Source organism: Caldibacillus debilis DSM 16016, from assembly GCF_000383875.1.
GTDB classification, from domain to species: Bacteria; Bacillota; Bacilli; order Bacillales; family Caldibacillaceae; genus Caldibacillus; species Caldibacillus debilis.
Window position 1 is genome coordinate 1 of the sequence record NZ_KB912897.1, and the last position, 15528, is coordinate 15528.

At 53.9% G+C, this 15528-nt stretch carries 17 protein-coding genes and 1 pseudogene; 17 read left to right on the plus strand and 1 reads right to left on the minus strand.

Going from position 1 to position 15528, the window contains the following annotated elements; translation table 11 throughout:
* Window positions 1-209 (plus strand): annotated as a pseudogene (locus A3EQ_RS22805) (IS1634 family transposase); the annotation flags it as partial.
* A gap of 591 nt (window positions 210-800) precedes the next feature.
* Here A3EQ_RS22805 and A3EQ_RS0112255 read toward each other — a convergent pair.
* Window positions 801-1673 carry a YitT family protein gene (locus tag A3EQ_RS0112255; RefSeq protein WP_020155465.1) on the minus strand — a complete coding sequence of 291 codons (873 nt, stop codon included), beginning with the start codon at window positions 1671-1673 and terminating at the stop codon, window positions 801-803.
* A gap of 238 nt (window positions 1674-1911) precedes the next feature.
* Between A3EQ_RS0112255 and A3EQ_RS0112260 the strand changes: the two genes are divergently transcribed.
* From A3EQ_RS0112260 to nth, 16 genes are all read left to right on the plus strand, one after another.
* Window positions 1912-2259, plus strand: coding sequence for a nucleotide pyrophosphohydrolase (locus A3EQ_RS0112260; protein WP_211212068.1), 348 nt, complete (start codon window positions 1912-1914; stop codon window positions 2257-2259).
* Window positions 2243-3052 carry a 4-hydroxy-tetrahydrodipicolinate reductase gene (gene dapB, locus A3EQ_RS0112265; RefSeq protein ID WP_020155467.1) on the plus strand — a complete coding sequence of 270 codons (810 nt, stop codon included), beginning with the start codon at window positions 2243-2245 and terminating at the stop codon, window positions 3050-3052. The genes A3EQ_RS0112260 and dapB overlap by 17 nt, the downstream gene beginning before the upstream one ends.
* Before the next feature lie 18 nt (window positions 3053-3070).
* Window positions 3071-3526: a methylglyoxal synthase gene (mgsA, locus tag A3EQ_RS0112270; RefSeq protein WP_020155468.1), complete on the plus strand. Its 456-nt coding sequence runs from the start codon at window positions 3071-3073 to the stop codon at window positions 3524-3526.
* Window positions 3527-3683: 157 nt separating this feature from the next.
* Complete coding sequence (gene bshA / locus A3EQ_RS0112280; RefSeq protein WP_020155470.1) at window positions 3684-4817, plus strand: N-acetyl-alpha-D-glucosaminyl L-malate synthase BshA; 1134 nt, start codon at window positions 3684-3686, stop codon at window positions 4815-4817.
* Between the two features lie 88 nt (window positions 4818-4905).
* Window positions 4906-6090: a CCA tRNA nucleotidyltransferase gene (locus A3EQ_RS0112285; protein ID WP_020155471.1), complete on the plus strand. Its 1185-nt coding sequence runs from the start codon at window positions 4906-4908 to the stop codon at window positions 6088-6090.
* Window positions 6087-7076, plus strand: coding sequence for a biotin--[acetyl-CoA-carboxylase] ligase (locus A3EQ_RS0112290; protein WP_020155472.1), 990 nt, complete (start codon window positions 6087-6089; stop codon window positions 7074-7076). The genes A3EQ_RS0112285 and A3EQ_RS0112290 overlap by 4 nt, the downstream gene beginning before the upstream one ends.
* Window positions 7077-7319: 243 nt before the next feature.
* Window positions 7320-8168 (plus strand): 3-methyl-2-oxobutanoate hydroxymethyltransferase, encoded by an 849-nt coding sequence (gene panB, locus A3EQ_RS0112300; protein WP_026499940.1) that lies wholly within the window; start codon window positions 7320-7322, stop codon window positions 8166-8168.
* The gene (gene panC, locus A3EQ_RS0112305) at window positions 8155-9006 is read left to right on the plus strand and encodes a pantoate--beta-alanine ligase (protein WP_020155475.1); all 852 of its coding nucleotides are present in this window, start codon (window positions 8155-8157) and stop codon (window positions 9004-9006) included. Before panB ends, panC begins: the two co-directional genes overlap by 14 nt.
* A 16-nt stretch (window positions 9007-9022) precedes the next feature.
* Complete coding sequence (gene panD / locus A3EQ_RS0112310) at window positions 9023-9406, plus strand: aspartate 1-decarboxylase (RefSeq protein WP_020155476.1); 384 nt, start codon at window positions 9023-9025, stop codon at window positions 9404-9406.
* Between the two features lie 311 nt (window positions 9407-9717).
* On the plus strand, window positions 9718-9921 hold the full coding sequence (locus tag A3EQ_RS0112320; protein WP_051091420.1) for a YpmA family protein: 204 nt from the start codon (window positions 9718-9720) through the stop codon (window positions 9919-9921).
* Window positions 9922-9937: 16 nt separating this feature from the next.
* Window positions 9938-10432, plus strand: a complete 495-nt coding sequence (locus tag A3EQ_RS0112325) for a cell wall elongation regulator TseB-like domain-containing protein (protein ID WP_154652872.1) — start codon at window positions 9938-9940, stop codon at window positions 10430-10432.
* A 61-nt stretch (window positions 10433-10493) separates the two neighbouring features.
* Window positions 10494-11786, plus strand: coding sequence for an asparagine--tRNA ligase (gene asnS, locus A3EQ_RS0112330; protein WP_020155480.1), 1293 nt, complete (start codon window positions 10494-10496; stop codon window positions 11784-11786).
* 350 nt (window positions 11787-12136) lie between these two features.
* Window positions 12137-12559 carry a VOC family protein gene (locus A3EQ_RS0112340; protein WP_020155482.1) on the plus strand — a complete coding sequence of 141 codons (423 nt, stop codon included), beginning with the start codon at window positions 12137-12139 and terminating at the stop codon, window positions 12557-12559.
* Window positions 12560-13032: 473 nt separating this feature from the next.
* Window positions 13033-13356 (plus strand): TFIIB-type zinc ribbon-containing protein, encoded by a 324-nt coding sequence (locus tag A3EQ_RS0112360; RefSeq protein WP_020155485.1) that lies wholly within the window; start codon window positions 13033-13035, stop codon window positions 13354-13356.
* A gap of 367 nt (window positions 13357-13723) precedes the next feature.
* The gene (locus A3EQ_RS0112370; RefSeq protein ID WP_020155487.1) at window positions 13724-14422 is read left to right on the plus strand and encodes a DnaD domain-containing protein; all 699 of its coding nucleotides are present in this window, start codon (window positions 13724-13726) and stop codon (window positions 14420-14422) included.
* A gap of 18 nt (window positions 14423-14440) precedes the next feature.
* On the plus strand, window positions 14441-15088 hold the full coding sequence (nth, locus tag A3EQ_RS0112375) for an endonuclease III (protein WP_020155488.1): 648 nt from the start codon (window positions 14441-14443) through the stop codon (window positions 15086-15088).
* The last annotated feature ends 440 nt before the right edge of the window (window positions 15089-15528 follow it).

Sequence of the window (15528 nt, forward strand, 5' to 3'; positions counted from 1 at the left end):
AGGGAATTGATTATTCAACAGAAAAAATCCAGGATGCCATCCGGAGTGCGACGATTACGAAAGTGCACTTGGATGGAAAAGAAATCTTTATAAAAAATAAATCTGACGACGTATTTTCCGATATTTTAAAGGCATTTGGGCTAGAAGATATCCCCGCATATGGGGTTAAAGATAAAAGGACGAAAACATATCTACATACCAAAAAATAAAGAACTCCCCAAAAAACGCGATCATGACGCTGTTTTCGGGGAGTTTTTGTTTCTGGAACTGTAAAAGTCGGGTGGAGGGGATTTTTCTTTGGCAAAATGCCAGAACCCGCCTGTGGAATTTTCGTGACGGTTGGGTTTTACCGGAAAAACGACGGCCTGCGGCCGATCCTTCGGCTCCGCGGGCCGTTCGTTTTAAAGCAGAAAAACCTTTTCCGGTTCCGGTTCAGGGATTGATCACCCGTCGGGATTGGTTTATCCAAGACCTCTCGGGGCGCGGCCCCCGCTTTTAAGGCAGGTCCGATAAAATGCCATCAGGTAAAAGGACCGCTTGCCCTGGAAGGGAACCGACAGTTCCTAAAAAGTTTTTTCTCGAATCATCCCCTTCGGACGCGTATGGCCGGATGCGCACGCAGGACCGGCCTGCGGACCGGACCCATGCGGGACAACCCCGCCGGCCCTCTCCGGCCATTGAAAAAGACCGGATATCAACTGCCGTCAATTGTCAAGCAAAAGGAACGCCCCATTTCGGTCTTCGGCGATGCGCTTCACGTATCCCGTCGGACCGGTTGTCAAGGAAACGGAGGGCGACGGCTATTCCACGATCGGATTTTTGTTTTCATCCAAGGTAAATCCTTCCCCGAGGACCTCGTGGACGGAAGTTACCGAAACGAAGGCGTGGGGGTCGACGGACAGGATCAAATTTTTCAGCATGACGATCTCGTTTCTCCCGACGACACAATATAAAACGTTTCGTTTCTGCTTCGAATAGAACCCTTCCCCGCGCAGGACGGTGACGCCCCGGTTCATCTCCTTGACGATCCTTTCCCCGATCTCTTCGTATTTCTCCGAGATGATCATGACCCCCCTGGCGCTGTAGGCCACTTCCTGAATGAAGTCGATGACCCGCGCCCCGACGAATACCGTGATGATGGTATACATCCCTTCCCGGTAGGAAAGGTAGGTAAGGATCGATACGGTTATGACGCAAACGTCGAAGATGAACATCGTCCTGCCCATGGACCAGCCGAAATATTTCTTGGCGATGCGGGCGATGATATCCACGCCGCCCGTCGTCCCCCCGTACCGGAAGATGATGCCGAGGCCCGTCCCAATAAAGGCCCCCGCGAACAGGGCGGCCAGCATCAGGTCATGGCGCAGGGGGATGGGGATTTGGTACCGCTGGAAGACCTCCAAAAAAAGCGAAACGGCCAGGGTGCCGATGATCGTATAAAAAAAGGTGTTTTTCCCGAGAAGTTTCCAGCCGATGATGAATAGGGGGATATTTAATAGAAGATTGACAACGGCGGGATTAAAATGAAATAAAAAATACAAGAGCAGGGTGATCCCGGTGAATCCCCCTTCGGCCAAATTGTTCTGCATATTGAAATGGACGATGCCAAAGGAAAAAATGGCAGCGCCGAGAAAGATGAACAGGATGTTTTTCCATTTCAGCTGAAGCGGCATAGAGAAATCCCTTCCCTGTCTCTTTTTCCTTTACACAATCGAATTCATTATACATAATGGGTATAATGGAGGCAACAGAAAAAGCGCCTGCCGGACCGCCGGCGGCCGGGGCGGACGCCCGTTTACAGAATTTGCCGCAAACGCCGGAAACCGGTCTTGGCAACGGGCCGTCCCCTTATATTAAAATAAAACCAAGGGACATCCGAAGCGAGGAGTGAAGAAATTGCCGGAAAAAACGATGAAGGAACTGCAGCAGGACGTCCATGCCTATATCAGCCAATTCAAGGAGGGCTATTTTTCCCCCCTGGCCATGCTCGCCCGCCTGACGGAAGAACTGGGGGAACTGGCGCGGGAAGTGAACCATTATTACGGGGAAAAGCCGAAAAAAGCGACGGAAAAGGAAAGAACGATCGAAGAGGAATTGGGGGATCTGTTCTTCGTCTTAATCTGTTTTGCGAATTCCTTACATATCGATTTGGAACAAGCCTTGCAGGCGGTGTTGGAAAAATTCCGGACGAGGGATCAAAACCGTTGGACAAGAATCGGAGAAGAAGGGAGGGAGAAACGGGATGGAAGAAACGATTAAAATAACCGTGGCCGGCCCGAGGGGGAAGATGGGGAAGGCCTGCGTCGAGATGGTGGCTTCCACGCCCGGCTTTCAGCTGGTTTCCGTCCTCGACCGGATCAATGACGGAAAGCGGCTGAACGAAATCGATCCCCAATTTTCCCGGCTGCCCGGGGTTCCCGTTTTCACCGAACCCGAAAAATGCCTGGCGGATACGAAGCCGGACGTGTTCATCGACCTGACGCGGCCGGAGGCCGCCTTTTCCCATACGAGAACGGCTTTATCCTTCGGGGTGAGGGCGGTCGTCGGAACGACCGGCTTGACGGATGACCAATTGGCGGAGATCAAGGCCCTGGCCGACCGGAATGCCGTCGGCTGCATCATCGCCCCGAATTTTTCCCTCGGCGCCGTTTTGATGATGAAATTTGCCCGGATGGCGGCCAAATTTTTTCCCGACGTGGAAATCATCGAACTCCACCACGACCAAAAACGGGACGCGCCGAGCGGCACATCCGTCCAAACGGCACGGATGATTCTGGAGGAAAGGGGAGCGAAAAAGCAAGGCCATCCCGAAGAAAAGGAACTGATGGCCGGCGCCCGGGGGGCGCAAATCTCCGGAATCCCCGTCCACAGCGTCCGGCTGCCCGGCCTCATCGCCCATCAGGAGGTCATTTTCGGATCCCGGGGGGAAACCTTGACCATCCGCCATGATTCTTACGACCGGAAAAGCTTCATGCGGGGGATTGAGACGGCGGTCCGCGCCGTGATGGCCCTGGACCGGTACGTTTACGGAATGGAAAATCTTTTACAATAGGAAAAAGGATCGGTGAAGATGAACATTGCCTTGATCGCCCATGACCGGAAAAAGGGGGATTTGGTGCGCTTTGTCACCGCCTACCTGCCGGTTTTCGAAAAACATTCCCTGTTTGCGACCGGGACGACGGGGAAACGGATTCAGGAAGCCACCGGCCTGAAGGTCCACCGGTTCCAGTCGGGGCCGCTGGGCGGCGATCAGGAAATCGGCGCCATGATCGCCAAAAATGAAATGGATCTGGTCATCTTTTTCCGCGACCCGTTAACCGCCCAGCCCCATGAACCGGACATCACCGCATTGATGCGTTTATGCGACGTGTATAACGTCCCGTTGGCGACGAATATGGGGACGGCGGAAGTGCTGATCCGCGGGCTGGCTTCGGGGGCCATGGACTGGCGCCTCCTGCTGCAGGGAAAGCGGCTGGAAGGCCTGCTGGACAAGGAAAAGGGCAACGGAAAGCGGGACGGAACGTAATGGCGGCCGCCGGCTTCGGCCTCCCCGGCGGAAACGCCGGAAGGATTCCTTCTTTTCCTACGGGGAGGCCCGGGTGGGATGGCCGGGAGGCGCTTGCGTCGTTTCCCTTCCCGTCCCGGGAAAGGGAGGAGCGGGGAGTGGATGGAGGGATGGCATCATGGGTTTAAAGATAGGCATCGTCTGTTATCCCTTCGTCGGCGGGTCCGGGATCGTCGCCACGGAACTGGGAAAGATCCTCGCGGAAAGAGGGCATGAGATCCATTTTATTTCTTCCAGCATGCCCTTCCGCCTGCGGAAAATTTATTCCCATATTTTCTATCACCAGGTGGAAGTGAACGCCTATTCGGTGTTCCAATATCCCCCTTACGACATCCAGCTTGCCTGCAAGATCGCGGAGGTGGCAAGCAGGGAAAAACTGGACATCCTCCATGCCCATTATGCCATTCCCCACGCCGTTTGCGCCATCGTCGCCAAATCGATGGCCGACCATGATTTTAAAATCGTGACGACCTTGCACGGGACGGACATTACCGTATTGGGCGCCGATCCGTCCTTGAAGCGGGCGATAAAGATGGGCATTGAAGGTTCGGATTTCGTGACGGCCGTCTCCCGCTCCTTGGCGGAGGAGACGGATGTCTTGATCCGTCCCGAAAAAAACATCGCCGTCGTTTATAATTTTGTCAACGAAAAAATCTTCACCCGGGTCGACGCGAGCCATTTGAAGGATGAATTCGGTATCCGGCCGGAAGAAAAGGTGATCATCCACGTTTCCAATTTCCGGCGGGTGAAGCGGGTTCCCGATGTGGTGAAGGCCTTTTCCCTGATCGCCGAAAAAATCCCGGCGAAATTGCTCCTTGTCGGCGACGGCCCGGAGATGCCCGTCGTCGGCCGCCTGGTGAAGGAGCTGGGCATCGGGGATAAAATCCTGTTTCTGGGGAGACAGGAAAATTTGGAAGAGCTTTATTCCATCAGCGACTTGCAGCTGTTGGCGTCGGAAAAGGAAAGTTTCGGATTGGCGATTTTGGAGGGAATGGCCTGCGGCGTGCCCTGCATCGCCACAAGGATCGGGGGGATCCCCGAAGTCATTGATGACGGCAGGACGGGCTATCTCTGCGAATGCGGGAATGTCGCGGAGATGGCGGAACGGGCGGTCTATCTGTTAACCCATCCGGCGATCCGCGAACAGTTTGTCCAAGCGGGATTGGAAACGGTATCCAACCGGTTCTCTTCGGAGAAGATCGTCAAGGAATATGAGGCCATTTACCTGCAATTGGTGAACGGCGGGCGGTAACAAATCCCGCCGGTCTTTTCCCGGCGGCGGGGGACCGCCGGGGGAAAATCCATATTGCCATCAACGGTGAAAGGATGAAAAGGGCTTGATGAAGCCTCCTTTTAAAAAAGCGGCGAGAGTCATCGAGAAAATTGAACAGGCCGGTTTCGAAGCTTATTTCGTGGGCGGCTCCGTCAGGGATCTGCTCCTGGGCAAAGAAATCAATGATGTGGACATCGCCACAAGCGCGACACCTGAGGAAGTGAAGCGGATTTTTCCCCGCACCGTCGACGTGGGCATTGAGCACGGAACGGTTCTCGTGCTGGAAGGCGGCGAGTCCTATGAAATCACCACCTTCCGCACCGAGGGGGAATATGTGGATTTCCGCCGGCCGAAGGAAGTTTCCTTCGTCCGTTCTTTAACGGAGGATTTAAAACGGCGGGATTTCACGATCAATGCCATCGCCATGACGAAGGAAGGGGAATTTGTCGACCCCTTCGGCGGGAAAGAGGATTTGGAAAAGGGGATCCTCCGGACCGTCGGGAAGCCGGAAGAACGGTTTTCCGAAGATGCGCTGCGGATGCTCCGGGCGGCCCGCTTCGTCAGCCAGCTCGGTTTTGCAGTCGAGGAAAACACCTACCGGGCCTTAAAGGAATCGGCGCCTTTGCTCAAACATATCGCCGTGGAGCGGAAATTGGCGGAATTCACGAAGATCATGACCGGGGATCATGTAAAAAAGGCCTGCGAGGTTCTCGTATCCCGGGATCTCTACCGGTATTTGCCGAACATGGAAGCCTTCCCCGCCCAGTTGCTGAAGGCGGCGGAAATCCTGCGGCCGGGGGCGTTGGACGAGACGGAAGTCTGGGCGCTGTTGTTCCTCGTAATCCGCAAGGAAAACTGCCCCCGTTTTCTGAAGGAATGGCGGCTGCCGACGAAAAAAATCAAGGAGATTTACCGGATTTACGACGCTTTCCACGACCGCCTGAGCAAGGAGTGGGATTTGTACGGCGTTTATACATACGGCCTGGAAACGAGCCTTTCCGCGGAAAAGATCCATTCCCTCTGGAACGGGGAAGAACTGGATAAACAATTGGCGCGCGTCCGGGAATTGTATGAAAAACTTCCGATCAAAAGCCGTAAAGAGTTGCAGGTGAACGGCAACGACCTGCTCCTTTGGAAAAACAAAGGCGGGGGCAAATGGGTGGAGGAGGATTTGCGCAGGATCGAAAAGGCCGTGATTTCCGGGGAAGTGGAAAACGACAAAAGGTCGATAAAGGAGTGGCTCATGCCATGAAATCGCCGGTAAGGCAAAAAATTTTGGACGCGTTCCGCAAAGCCGGCGGCGGGTATCTCTCCGGGGAAAAAATCGCCGGCGAGATCGGCATCAGCCGGACGGCCGTTTGGAAGCACATTGCGGAATTGCGGAAAGAAGGATTTCTAGTCGAGGCCGTTCCGAAAAAGGGCTACCGCCTCCGGGAGACGCCCGGCGAATGGAGCGAAGAGGAAATCTATTGGGGCTTGGAAACGAAACGGATCGGGCGGCCGATCCGCTTTTTCGAAACGGTCGATTCCACCCAGAAGATCGCCCACGAGCTGGCCGCGAACGGGGCGGAGGAAGGGACGATCGTCCTCGCCGATGAACAGACGATGGGCAGGGGAAGGCTTTCCCGGGGATGGCATTCGAAAAAGGGCAAGGGGATCTGGATGAGCCTGATCATCCGCCCCGACATCGCCGTCCAAAAGGCGCCCCAATTCACCCTGCTTGCCGCCGTGGGCGTCGCCGGCGCCATCGAGGATGTGGCCGGCCTTTCTCCGAAGATCAAATGGCCGAACGACCTCCTCATCGAAGGAAAAAAGGTCTGCGGAATCTTGACGGAGATGGTTTCCCAAGAAAACCGGGTTCTCGCCATCATCATCGGCATCGGGATCAATGTGAACCACCGTCCCGGAGACTTTCCCGATGCCCTGAAAGACAAGGCGACGTCCCTCGCCATCCATGCCGGCAAGGAGATCCCCCGCGCCAAGCTGGTTCAAAGCTTCTGCCTCAAATTTGAAAGGCTGTATGACACCTATCTGAAAGCGGGGTTTTTGCCGGTCAAAACCCTGTGGGAAACCTATGCCTGTTCCATCGGCCAAAGGATCGAGGCGCGAATGGTTCAAGGGACGATCCGGGGAAAGGCCCTCGGCATCGACGAGGAAGGGGTCTTGCTCCTCCAAGATGACAGCGGCCGGATTCATCACATCTATTCCGCGGATATCGAAATCGAAAAAGATGTTTAAAAAACTGGCCCGCCATTCCGATTCTTTGTTATACTAGTAGGGAAGGAACTGCACCGAAGGGGCGGTATCCTGACCGGAAACGGAAATATTTTTCATGAAATGGAATTCTGCCTGGAGCCGAAGAGGAAAGGACCGGGACAGAGGGATGAGACATGAAACGGACTTTTCAAAATCCTTCTGTTGCGGAAGGATTTTTTTTATGTTTCATTCCCTCTCCCGACACGAAAAAAGGGGGAATGAATGATGAAACGGACTACCGATTTTTTGCAAATGAAACAAAACGGGGAAAAGATTGCCATGCTCACCGCCTATGATTATCCGTCGGCGAAATTGGCCCGACGGGCCGGCGTCGATCTGATCCTGGTGGGCGATTCCCTCGGAATGGTCGTCCTCGGTTATGATTCGACCGTTCCGGTCACCCTGGACGAGATGATCCACCATACGAAAGCCGTAAAAAGGGGGGCGCCGGACACCTTTGTCGTGACCGATATGCCTTTTGCCACCTATCACGGGGAAAAGGGGGACACGCTGCGGAACGCGGCGCGGATCCTCCAGGAAGGCGGGGCCGATGCGGTCAAGCTGGAGGGCGGCGGAGAAGTGGCGGAACATATCGCCGCGCTGACGAGGGCGGGCATCCCCGTCGTCGCCCATCTCGGCCTGACCCCCCAATCCGTCGGCGTCCTCGGCGGATACAAAGTGCAGGGGAAAACGGCGGCTGAAGCGGAAAGGCTTCTTGCGGAGGCCAAGCGGGTGGAAGAAAAGGGGGCGTTTATGCTCGTTCTGGAGTGCGTCCCGAAACAGCTGGCAAAGCTCGTCCGGGAAGCCTTGACGATCCCGGTCATCGGAATCGGGGCGGGGGCGGAATGCGACGGCCAGGTTCTGGTCTATCACGATCTGATCGGATACGGCGTCGACCGGTATCCGAAATTCGTCAAGCCTTTTGCGGACGTCCAGACGGAGATCGTCAAGGGCATCCGCCAATATGTGGCGGAGGTAAGGGCCGGCAGTTTCCCGGCCGACGAACATTCCTATTCCATGAAGGATGAGGAACTTATCCTTCTTTACGGGGGACATGGCGATGAAAATCGTTAAAAGCGTTGCGGAAATGTCGGAAATCGCCCGGCGGCTGAAGCGGGAAGGGAAAACGGTCGGTTTTGTTCCGACGATGGGCTATTTGCACGAAGGACATCTGGCGTTGATGGAACGGGCGAGGAAAGAAAACGACGTGGCGGTGGCAAGCGTCTTCGTCAACCCTCTCCAGTTCGGCCCGAACGAAGATTACGAAACCTATCCCCGGGACTTTGAACGGGACAAACGGCTGGCCGAAGGGGCTGGGATCGGCTACCTTTTTCACCCGGACGTCAAGGAGATGTATCCCCGGGAACTTTCCGTTTCCGTGAAGGTGGTCAAACGGACGGATGTTTTGTGCGGCCGCTCCCGGCCGGGGCATTTTGACGGGGTGGCGGTCGTCCTCCTGAAACTTTTTTCCATCATCCAGCCGACCCGGGCCTATTTTGGCATGAAGGATGCCCAACAGGCCGCCATCGTGGGCGCGCTGATCGAAGATTTGAACCTCCCCGTGGAACTCGTGCCGGTGGAAACGGTCAGGGAAAAGGACGGCCTGGCCAAGAGTTCCCGGAACGTCCGGCTGACGCCGGAGGAGCGGGAGGAAGCCCCGCATCTTTACCGGTCCCTCCTGCTCGGGAAGAGCCTGGTGGAAAAGGGCGAGAAGGATCCGGAAAAAATCGCCGGTGCGATCAAAGATTATTTGACGGAAAACGTCAGCGGCGAAATCGATTATGTGGAAGTTTTGGCTTATCCGGAACTCGTTCCCCTTCCGGAGATCAGGGGCCGGGTCATCCTGGCCGTGGCCGTGAAATTTTCCAACGCCCGCCTGATCGACAATATCGTCCTTGAAACTGCGGAGTGAAAAAGGGGGTGTCTTGATGCTGCGGGAAATGATGCACGCGAAACTGCACCGGGCGACGGTGACGGAGGCCAATTTGAACTATGTCGGCAGCATCACCATCGACCAAGATTTGCTCGATGCCGTGGGGATGTATCCCCATGAAAAGGTGCAGGTGGTGAACAATTCGAACGGCGCCCGGTTCGAGACCTATATTATTCCCGGCAAGCGGGGAAGCGGCGTGATTTGCCTGAACGGGGCCGCCGCGAGGCTCGTCCAGCCGGGGGACCGGATCATCATCATCGCCTACGCCCTGCTCAATGAAGAGGAGATCAAAAACCATTCCCCGAAAGTCGCCATCCTGGATGAAAACAACCGGATTGAACGGATCATCGCGGAAGAGCCGGCGGGTTTCGCGGTGTAGACCGGGAAGGAAAACTGCCGCAGAGGCCGCAAAACAAAAAAGCCGCCAGCAGCATGAAAAACCCCGGAACAAATAGGAAAACTGCCTCAAAGGCCGCAAACTCCCCTTGGGGCAGTTTTTCTTTTCGGATACGGCCGGTTTTCTTGCGGGAAGTTTATTGCGCAGGTTCAGGTGTTATGTATAAAATAATCAAAGGAGATGTTTGTTACGAATTCGTAACTCTTTTCAGTTTCTATGTTAAACTTTTTTAAGGAGATGTTTCCAAAAAATTTTTGGCCGTCTGTTCCGCTTTCCGGGGAACGGACTTTCCAATGCTTGGGCGAAGGAGGATTTTTTTGAGGGAAGAAAAGGAAAAGATCCAGCGATTGGCGACCGTGAAGGTGAAATATTCCGAAGAAATGTATAAAATCGTCGACCTGTTAAACCGGACGCTGAAGAGGGACGACTACATGTTCGGCCTGGCCCTCGACAAGGAGGATCCTACGAAGGCCATTTTTTCCATTTACAAGACTTGAAATGAAGGGATTCAAATTGAAAAAAGCGCTCTTATACGGTCTTTTCCTCGTTGTCCTTTTCATCCTTGGCCTTGCGGCCTATGTTTATCAATCGGCGTCCAACCCCTTGCGGGCGGAGGAGGAAAGCGCCCTGGAAAGGGCCCTGGCAGAAACCCCCCTGGTCAAGGCGGAGAAGGTCGACTGGTTCCATTATCTGGACCAATATGTGGTCATTAAAGGGAAAAACAGGGATGGGGAAAATATCATCGTTTGGGTTCCGAAAGCGAAAGATAAAGACATCACGGTGAAAAAGGAAAGCGAAGGCTTGACGGAGCGGGAAGCGCTGGCCATGGTCCGGGAAGGGCTGGCCTTGAAAGATGACCAGCGGCCGAAGGAGATCGTCCGGGTGAAGTTGGGAATGATTGAAAACACGCCGGTTTACGAGATCAGCTATATCGACCAAAAAGGGCGGTACAGCTTTTTATACATCGACTTTTATGAAGGGAACTGGTACCGGGTGTACAATTTATGAGCGTTCCCTGCGGTTTGTCGAAACTCGGAACAGCAAGCTTCAATGGATGGAGGTTAAAAGGATGAAGACGACGATCGCGGAAGTGAAACATCATGTCGGACAGGAGGTGACCATCGGGGCCTGGCTGGCCAACAAAAGATCCAGTGGGAAAATATCCTTTTTGCAGCTCCGGGACGGGACCGGGTTCATCCAAGGGGTGGTGGAAAAAAAGAACGTCCCGGAAGAAGTGTTCCAGCTGGCCAAGTCCCTTCCCCAGGAGTCATCCGTATACATAACCGGGACCGTTCATGCCGATGAACGTTCCCCGTACGGCTATGAGCTGGCGGTCACCGACATCCGGGTGATCCATCTGGCGAAGGATTATCCGATCACGCCGAAAAACCACGGGACGGAATTTTTGATGGATCACCGTCACCTGTGGCTCCGGTCGAGACGCCAACATGCCATCATGAAGATTCGGGACGAGATCATTCATGCCACCGTTGAATTTTTCCGCAAGAACGGTTTCGTCAAGGTGGATGCGCCCATTTTGACCGGCAGCGCCCCGGAAGGGACGACCGAATTGTTCCATACGAAATATTTCGACGAAGACGCCTATCTTTCCCAGAGCGGGCAGCTGTACATGGAAGCGGCGGCAATGGCCCTGGGCAAGGTCTATTCCTTCGGCCCGACCTTCCGCGCGGAAAAATCGAAAACCCGCCGCCACCTGATCGAATTTTGGATGGTTGAGCCGGAGATGGCGTTCTGTTCCTTCGAGGAAAACTTGCAGGTGCAGGAAAACTATGTTTCCTATCTCGTCCAATCGGTATTAAACAATTGCCGCCAGGAATTAAAAACATTGGAACGGGATGTCTCCAAGCTGGAGAAGGTGACCCCGCCTTTCCCGCGGATAACCTATGACGAGGCGATCAAGCTGCTCCATGAACAGGGATTCGACGACATTCAATGGGGCGACGATTTCGGGGCGCCCCACGAAACGGCGATCGCCAATTCCTTTGACAAGCCGGTGTTCATCACCCATTATCCGAAGGCGATCAAACCCTTTTACATGGAGCCGGATCCCGAACGGAAAGAAGTGGTCCTTTGCGCCGATTTGATCGCCCCGGAAGGATACGGGGAGATCATCGGCGGTTCGGAACGGATCCACGACTACGATCTGCTGAAACAGCGGATCGAAGAATTCGGCCTGCCTTTGGAAGCCTATGAATGGTACCTCGACTTGCGCCGCTACGGCTCCGTTCCCCACTCCGGCTTCGGCTTGGGACTGGAGCGGACGGTGGCCTGGATCGCCGGTATCGAACACGTCCGGGAAACCATTCCGTTCCCGCGGCTGTTAAACCGGATCTATCCGTGACGGTCCGGAAGGGGGGCCGTCCAATGACACAGGATCCCGCGGGCGCCCCCTTTTGTTTTTCTTCGGAAAATTCCTTGCGGGAAATTTTTCGCGTCCTGCTCCCGGGACGCTGACGAGGGCACTTCCGGCGGCGCCCGTTCCGGGCGCGGCCGGTTTAAGATCTTGCCGCGCGGATGAAGTCCGAGAAATTTTCGTATAAACACGGGCGGCAAAACTTCCCCTTTTCCGGAAGGTTCTGTTTCCCGGACGGGGTACCGGATCTGACACATACATGAGGATGCGGTCTGTGCATACGTGAATGGATCCGCTTCCAATTCCATGCAAATTTTACGAATGAAAGGGAAGAGATTATGGCCTGCGAAAACCAAAAAATCGCGGCGTTTTTCCTGTTTGAGGGAAATGCGGAAGAGGCAATGAATTTTTACACGGAATTGTTTGACGATGCAAAAATCGTTCACCTCGTCCGTTACGGGCCGAATGAAGGCGGCGAGGAAGGAAAGGTGATGCGCGGCGCTTTTTCCTTGAAGGGGCAGCTTTTTATGTGCACGGACAGCAATATCAAGCATGATTTCACCTTCACCCCGTCGGTTTCGCTGTTCGTCACCTGCGAGACGGAAGAGGAAATTGACCGGCTTTTTGCCGGATTATCCGAGGGCGGACAAGTCCTCATGCCCCTTGCCCAATACCCGTTCAGCCCCAAATTCGCCTGGGTTCAGGACCGGTTCGGCCTCTCTTGGCAGCTGAGCCTGGAAACGGGGGACGCGGGCGCGTGACCCGGACTTTCATTCATCAATATGGGGATGAATATCCGGCAAGCGGGCGAATGACCTCGCTTCCTTTCTCCGGGCCGTACGGTCCGGTTTTTTTTTCGGCCGGAAGGTTCTTGGGAAAAATTTATGAAGTTTTTCAAGACGGATTGACCGGCCTTTTCGTCCGTTCGTCCAATATCATGGAAAAATCGTCCGTTCCCGCCGGGATGTCCAAAATTATAACTTTTTGTCCATCAATTTGAGTTTTTTGTTCAACATGGAAAAAAATTTGTCCAACATGGAAGAAAAAATAACCATCATCCCGGAAAATATGTCCATCACCGCAGGAAAAATGTCCATCATCAATGGGCGGAAATTCTCATCCCGGAAAAGGAGAAACGGTTTTCGTCTTTCCCCCGGCATGTTAAAATGGAAAGAAACCGCACCGGTTTTCCCGATCGGCGCAGATCTTTCCGTAGAAGAAAGGGGGATTGGCTATGTTTTGTCCGGTTTGCGACAATGTCCGCATGAAGGAGATCGAGAAAAATCATGTTCTGATCGATATTTGCCCGAATTGCAAAGGGATTTGGCTCGACCGCGGGGAACTGGAAAAGATTATCCAAGGCATGCAGGAAGACCAAAAATATTTCGAACGGCATTCCAAAGCTTACGGCGATGACGATCCCGACTACGTTTTCCGCCACGGGGATGATGACTGGAAGCATAAAGGCGATGCCTATTACGGGAAGTATGGCAAGCACGGTCATCCGAAGAAAAAGAAGAAAAACTTCATGTTTGAAATATTCGAAGATTTGTTTTGAACCCATCCCTGCCCCGTATGCCGGGCAGGGTTTTCTTTTTCCGCCGCTTCGAAAAAACAAGATCTTACGGCCGGTTGCAATTTATGGTGCATGCCGCGTTACCGGCAATCCAAGTTGCGAAAAAAGATCATACGGCCGGTTGCGCTGTGCGCCGCTCCGGGCAAATTCGAAACGCACAATCAGGGGATGTGGCGGGACGGGAGGCCATCCTGCCGGAAAAAATCCCGATTTTTTTTCAAAAAATTGCATTGCGGATCCGGGGACGGGTCCCGCTTGCCCCGACGGCGGAAGAGCGCGGAGGGACTGACGCTTCCTTCTGTCCAATTCGGCCGCAAATCTGGTATACTTCTTGTAGAGGTGTTTTCCGATGGACAAAAATCCGATCGTCGCCTGGCTGGAAGAAGGAGCGGTTTCCATTCCTTCTTTTTTATTAAATCGTTATAAAAAAATCGGCCTGACCGATGTGGAGTGCATGTTGCTCATCCATGTGCACGCCTTTTTGGAAAAGGGGAACGGCTTCCCCACGCCGGAAGACCTGGCGGAAAAAATGCAGCTCAGCTCCGACGAATGCTCGCAAAAGCTCCGCTCCCTCATCCGGCGGGGCTATTTGGAAATCTTGAAAGGGGAAACGGAGGCGGGCATCTATTATGAAAAATATTCCTTGCGGCCGCTGTGGGAAAGGCTGGCCGAATCGTGGCTGAAGGAGCAGAAGGGGACGGAGGAGAAGGAAAGAAGGGAGAAGGAGTCCTCGCTGTTCAACCTGTTCGAGCAGGAGTTTGCCCGGCCTTTGTCGCCGCTGGAATATGAGACGATCGCCATGTGGCTGGATGAAGACCGCTATCCCGTTCCCCTCGTAAAGGCGGCCCTCCGGGAAGCCGTCATCTCGGGAAAATTGAATCTGCGCTACATCGACCGGATCCTGTTCGAATGGCGAAAGAACGGGATTCAAACCGTCGAACAGGCGAAGGAGTACGGGAAAAAATTCCGCAAAGACCAGATGAAGGAAAAGAACGAACCGAAGGAAAAAAACCGGGAAGCCGTTTTCTACAATTGGCTGGACAGTTAGACAGTTAGGGGGGCACGCATGCTTACAAAGAAAGAAATCCGTTATTGCCTCGATGAAATCGGGAAGATGTTTCCCGATGCCCATTGCGAGCTGAACCATTCCAATCCCTTCGAATTGTTGATCGCGGTCGTCCTGTCCGCCCAGACGACCGATGCCAGCGTTAATAAAGTGACCGCATCCCTGTTCCAAAAATACAAAAGGCCGGAAGACTACGCGGCAGCGCCGCTGGAGGAATTGGAACGGGACATCCGAACCATCGGCCTTTACCGGAACAAGGCGAAGAACATCAAAAAATTGTGCGAAATCCTGTTGCGCGAATACGGAGGAAAAGTTCCCGCGGACCGGGACGAATTGATGAAACTCCCCGGCGTCGGGAGAAAGACGGCCAATGTGGTGGTCTCCGTCGCCTTCGGCATACCGGCCATCGCCGTCGACACCCATGTGGAACGGGTCAGCAAGCGGCTGGGCATCTGCCGCTGGAAGGATACCCCTTTGCAGGTGGAAGAAACCTTGATGAAGAAGGTGCCGAAGGAAGAATGGTCGATCACCCACCACCGGCTCATTTTTTTCGGGCGGTACCATTGCAAGGCCCAGTCGCCGAAATGTACCGTCTGTCCTTTGTTCCATCTGTGCCGGGAGGGGAAAAAGCGGCTAAAAACGACGTGACCGATCAAGCCGCTCTGCCGGGTCTCCGGAAAAACATCCGGAGGCGGGGATGATGGCTGTGGCGGCCTTGAAGTGGAGCGCCGCCGCTGCCGGAAAAATCCGGAGGCGGGGATGGTCCGGAAAAATCGGCCGGTTTCCGGTTTTTCGCCCATTTCTTTTTCCCGACTTTTACAGTTGAAATTGAAAAATTGGGCTAAAAACATTGATTTTTTCATGTTTTTAGCCTATTTTTTATGTTTTTGGTATGTACATATGAAAGTATATATGGTATAATTATCTCTAATGAGGTGATTCCCATGTACCTTCAAATCTTCAAGAACCGCGGGAAGGAATATGTTCGGATCGTTGAATCCTTCCGGGATCCGGTAACCAAAAAACCAAAAATTCGGGTTATCCAAAACTTCGGAAATAAAGAGAAACTGTTGGCTGAAAATCCCAAT

What these genes read in the sequence shown, in the direction of transcription:
- A3EQ_RS0112285 (WP_020155471.1), top strand. Translation starts at nt 4,906, where the DNA reads ATGAAGCCTCCTTTTAAAAAAGCGGCGAGAGTCATCGAGAAAATTGAA.
- panC (WP_020155475.1), top strand. Translation starts at nt 8,155, where the DNA reads ATGAAAATCGTTAAAAGCGTTGCGGAAATGTCGGAAATCGCCCGGCGG.
- A3EQ_RS0112320 (WP_051091420.1), top strand. Translation starts at nt 9,718, where the DNA reads ATGCTTGGGCGAAGGAGGATTTTTTTGAGGGAAGAAAAGGAAAAGATC.
- A3EQ_RS0112260 (WP_211212068.1), top strand. Translation starts at nt 1,912, where the DNA reads ATGAAGGAACTGCAGCAGGACGTCCATGCCTATATCAGCCAATTCAAG.
- panB (WP_026499940.1), top strand. Translation starts at nt 7,320, where the DNA reads ATGAAACGGACTACCGATTTTTTGCAAATGAAACAAAACGGGGAAAAG.
- asnS (WP_020155480.1), top strand. Translation starts at nt 10,494, where the DNA reads ATGAAGACGACGATCGCGGAAGTGAAACATCATGTCGGACAGGAGGTG.
- nth (WP_020155488.1), top strand. Translation starts at nt 14,441, where the DNA reads ATGCTTACAAAGAAAGAAATCCGTTATTGCCTCGATGAAATCGGGAAG.
- A3EQ_RS0112340 (WP_020155482.1), top strand. Translation starts at nt 12,137, where the DNA reads ATGGCCTGCGAAAACCAAAAAATCGCGGCGTTTTTCCTGTTTGAGGGA.
- A3EQ_RS0112255 (WP_020155465.1), bottom strand. Translation starts at nt 1,673, where the DNA reads ATGCCGCTTCAGCTGAAATGGAAAAACATCCTGTTCATCTTTCTCGGC.
- dapB (WP_020155467.1), top strand. Translation starts at nt 2,243, where the DNA reads ATGGAAGAAACGATTAAAATAACCGTGGCCGGCCCGAGGGGGAAGATG.
- mgsA (WP_020155468.1), top strand. Translation starts at nt 3,071, where the DNA reads ATGAACATTGCCTTGATCGCCCATGACCGGAAAAAGGGGGATTTGGTG.
- bshA (WP_020155470.1), top strand. Translation starts at nt 3,684, where the DNA reads ATGGGTTTAAAGATAGGCATCGTCTGTTATCCCTTCGTCGGCGGGTCC.
- A3EQ_RS0112360 (WP_020155485.1), top strand. Translation starts at nt 13,033, where the DNA reads ATGTTTTGTCCGGTTTGCGACAATGTCCGCATGAAGGAGATCGAGAAA.
- panD (WP_020155476.1), top strand. Translation starts at nt 9,023, where the DNA reads ATGCTGCGGGAAATGATGCACGCGAAACTGCACCGGGCGACGGTGACG.
- A3EQ_RS0112370 (WP_020155487.1), top strand. Translation starts at nt 13,724, where the DNA reads ATGGACAAAAATCCGATCGTCGCCTGGCTGGAAGAAGGAGCGGTTTCC.
- A3EQ_RS0112290 (WP_020155472.1), top strand. Translation starts at nt 6,087, where the DNA reads ATGAAATCGCCGGTAAGGCAAAAAATTTTGGACGCGTTCCGCAAAGCC.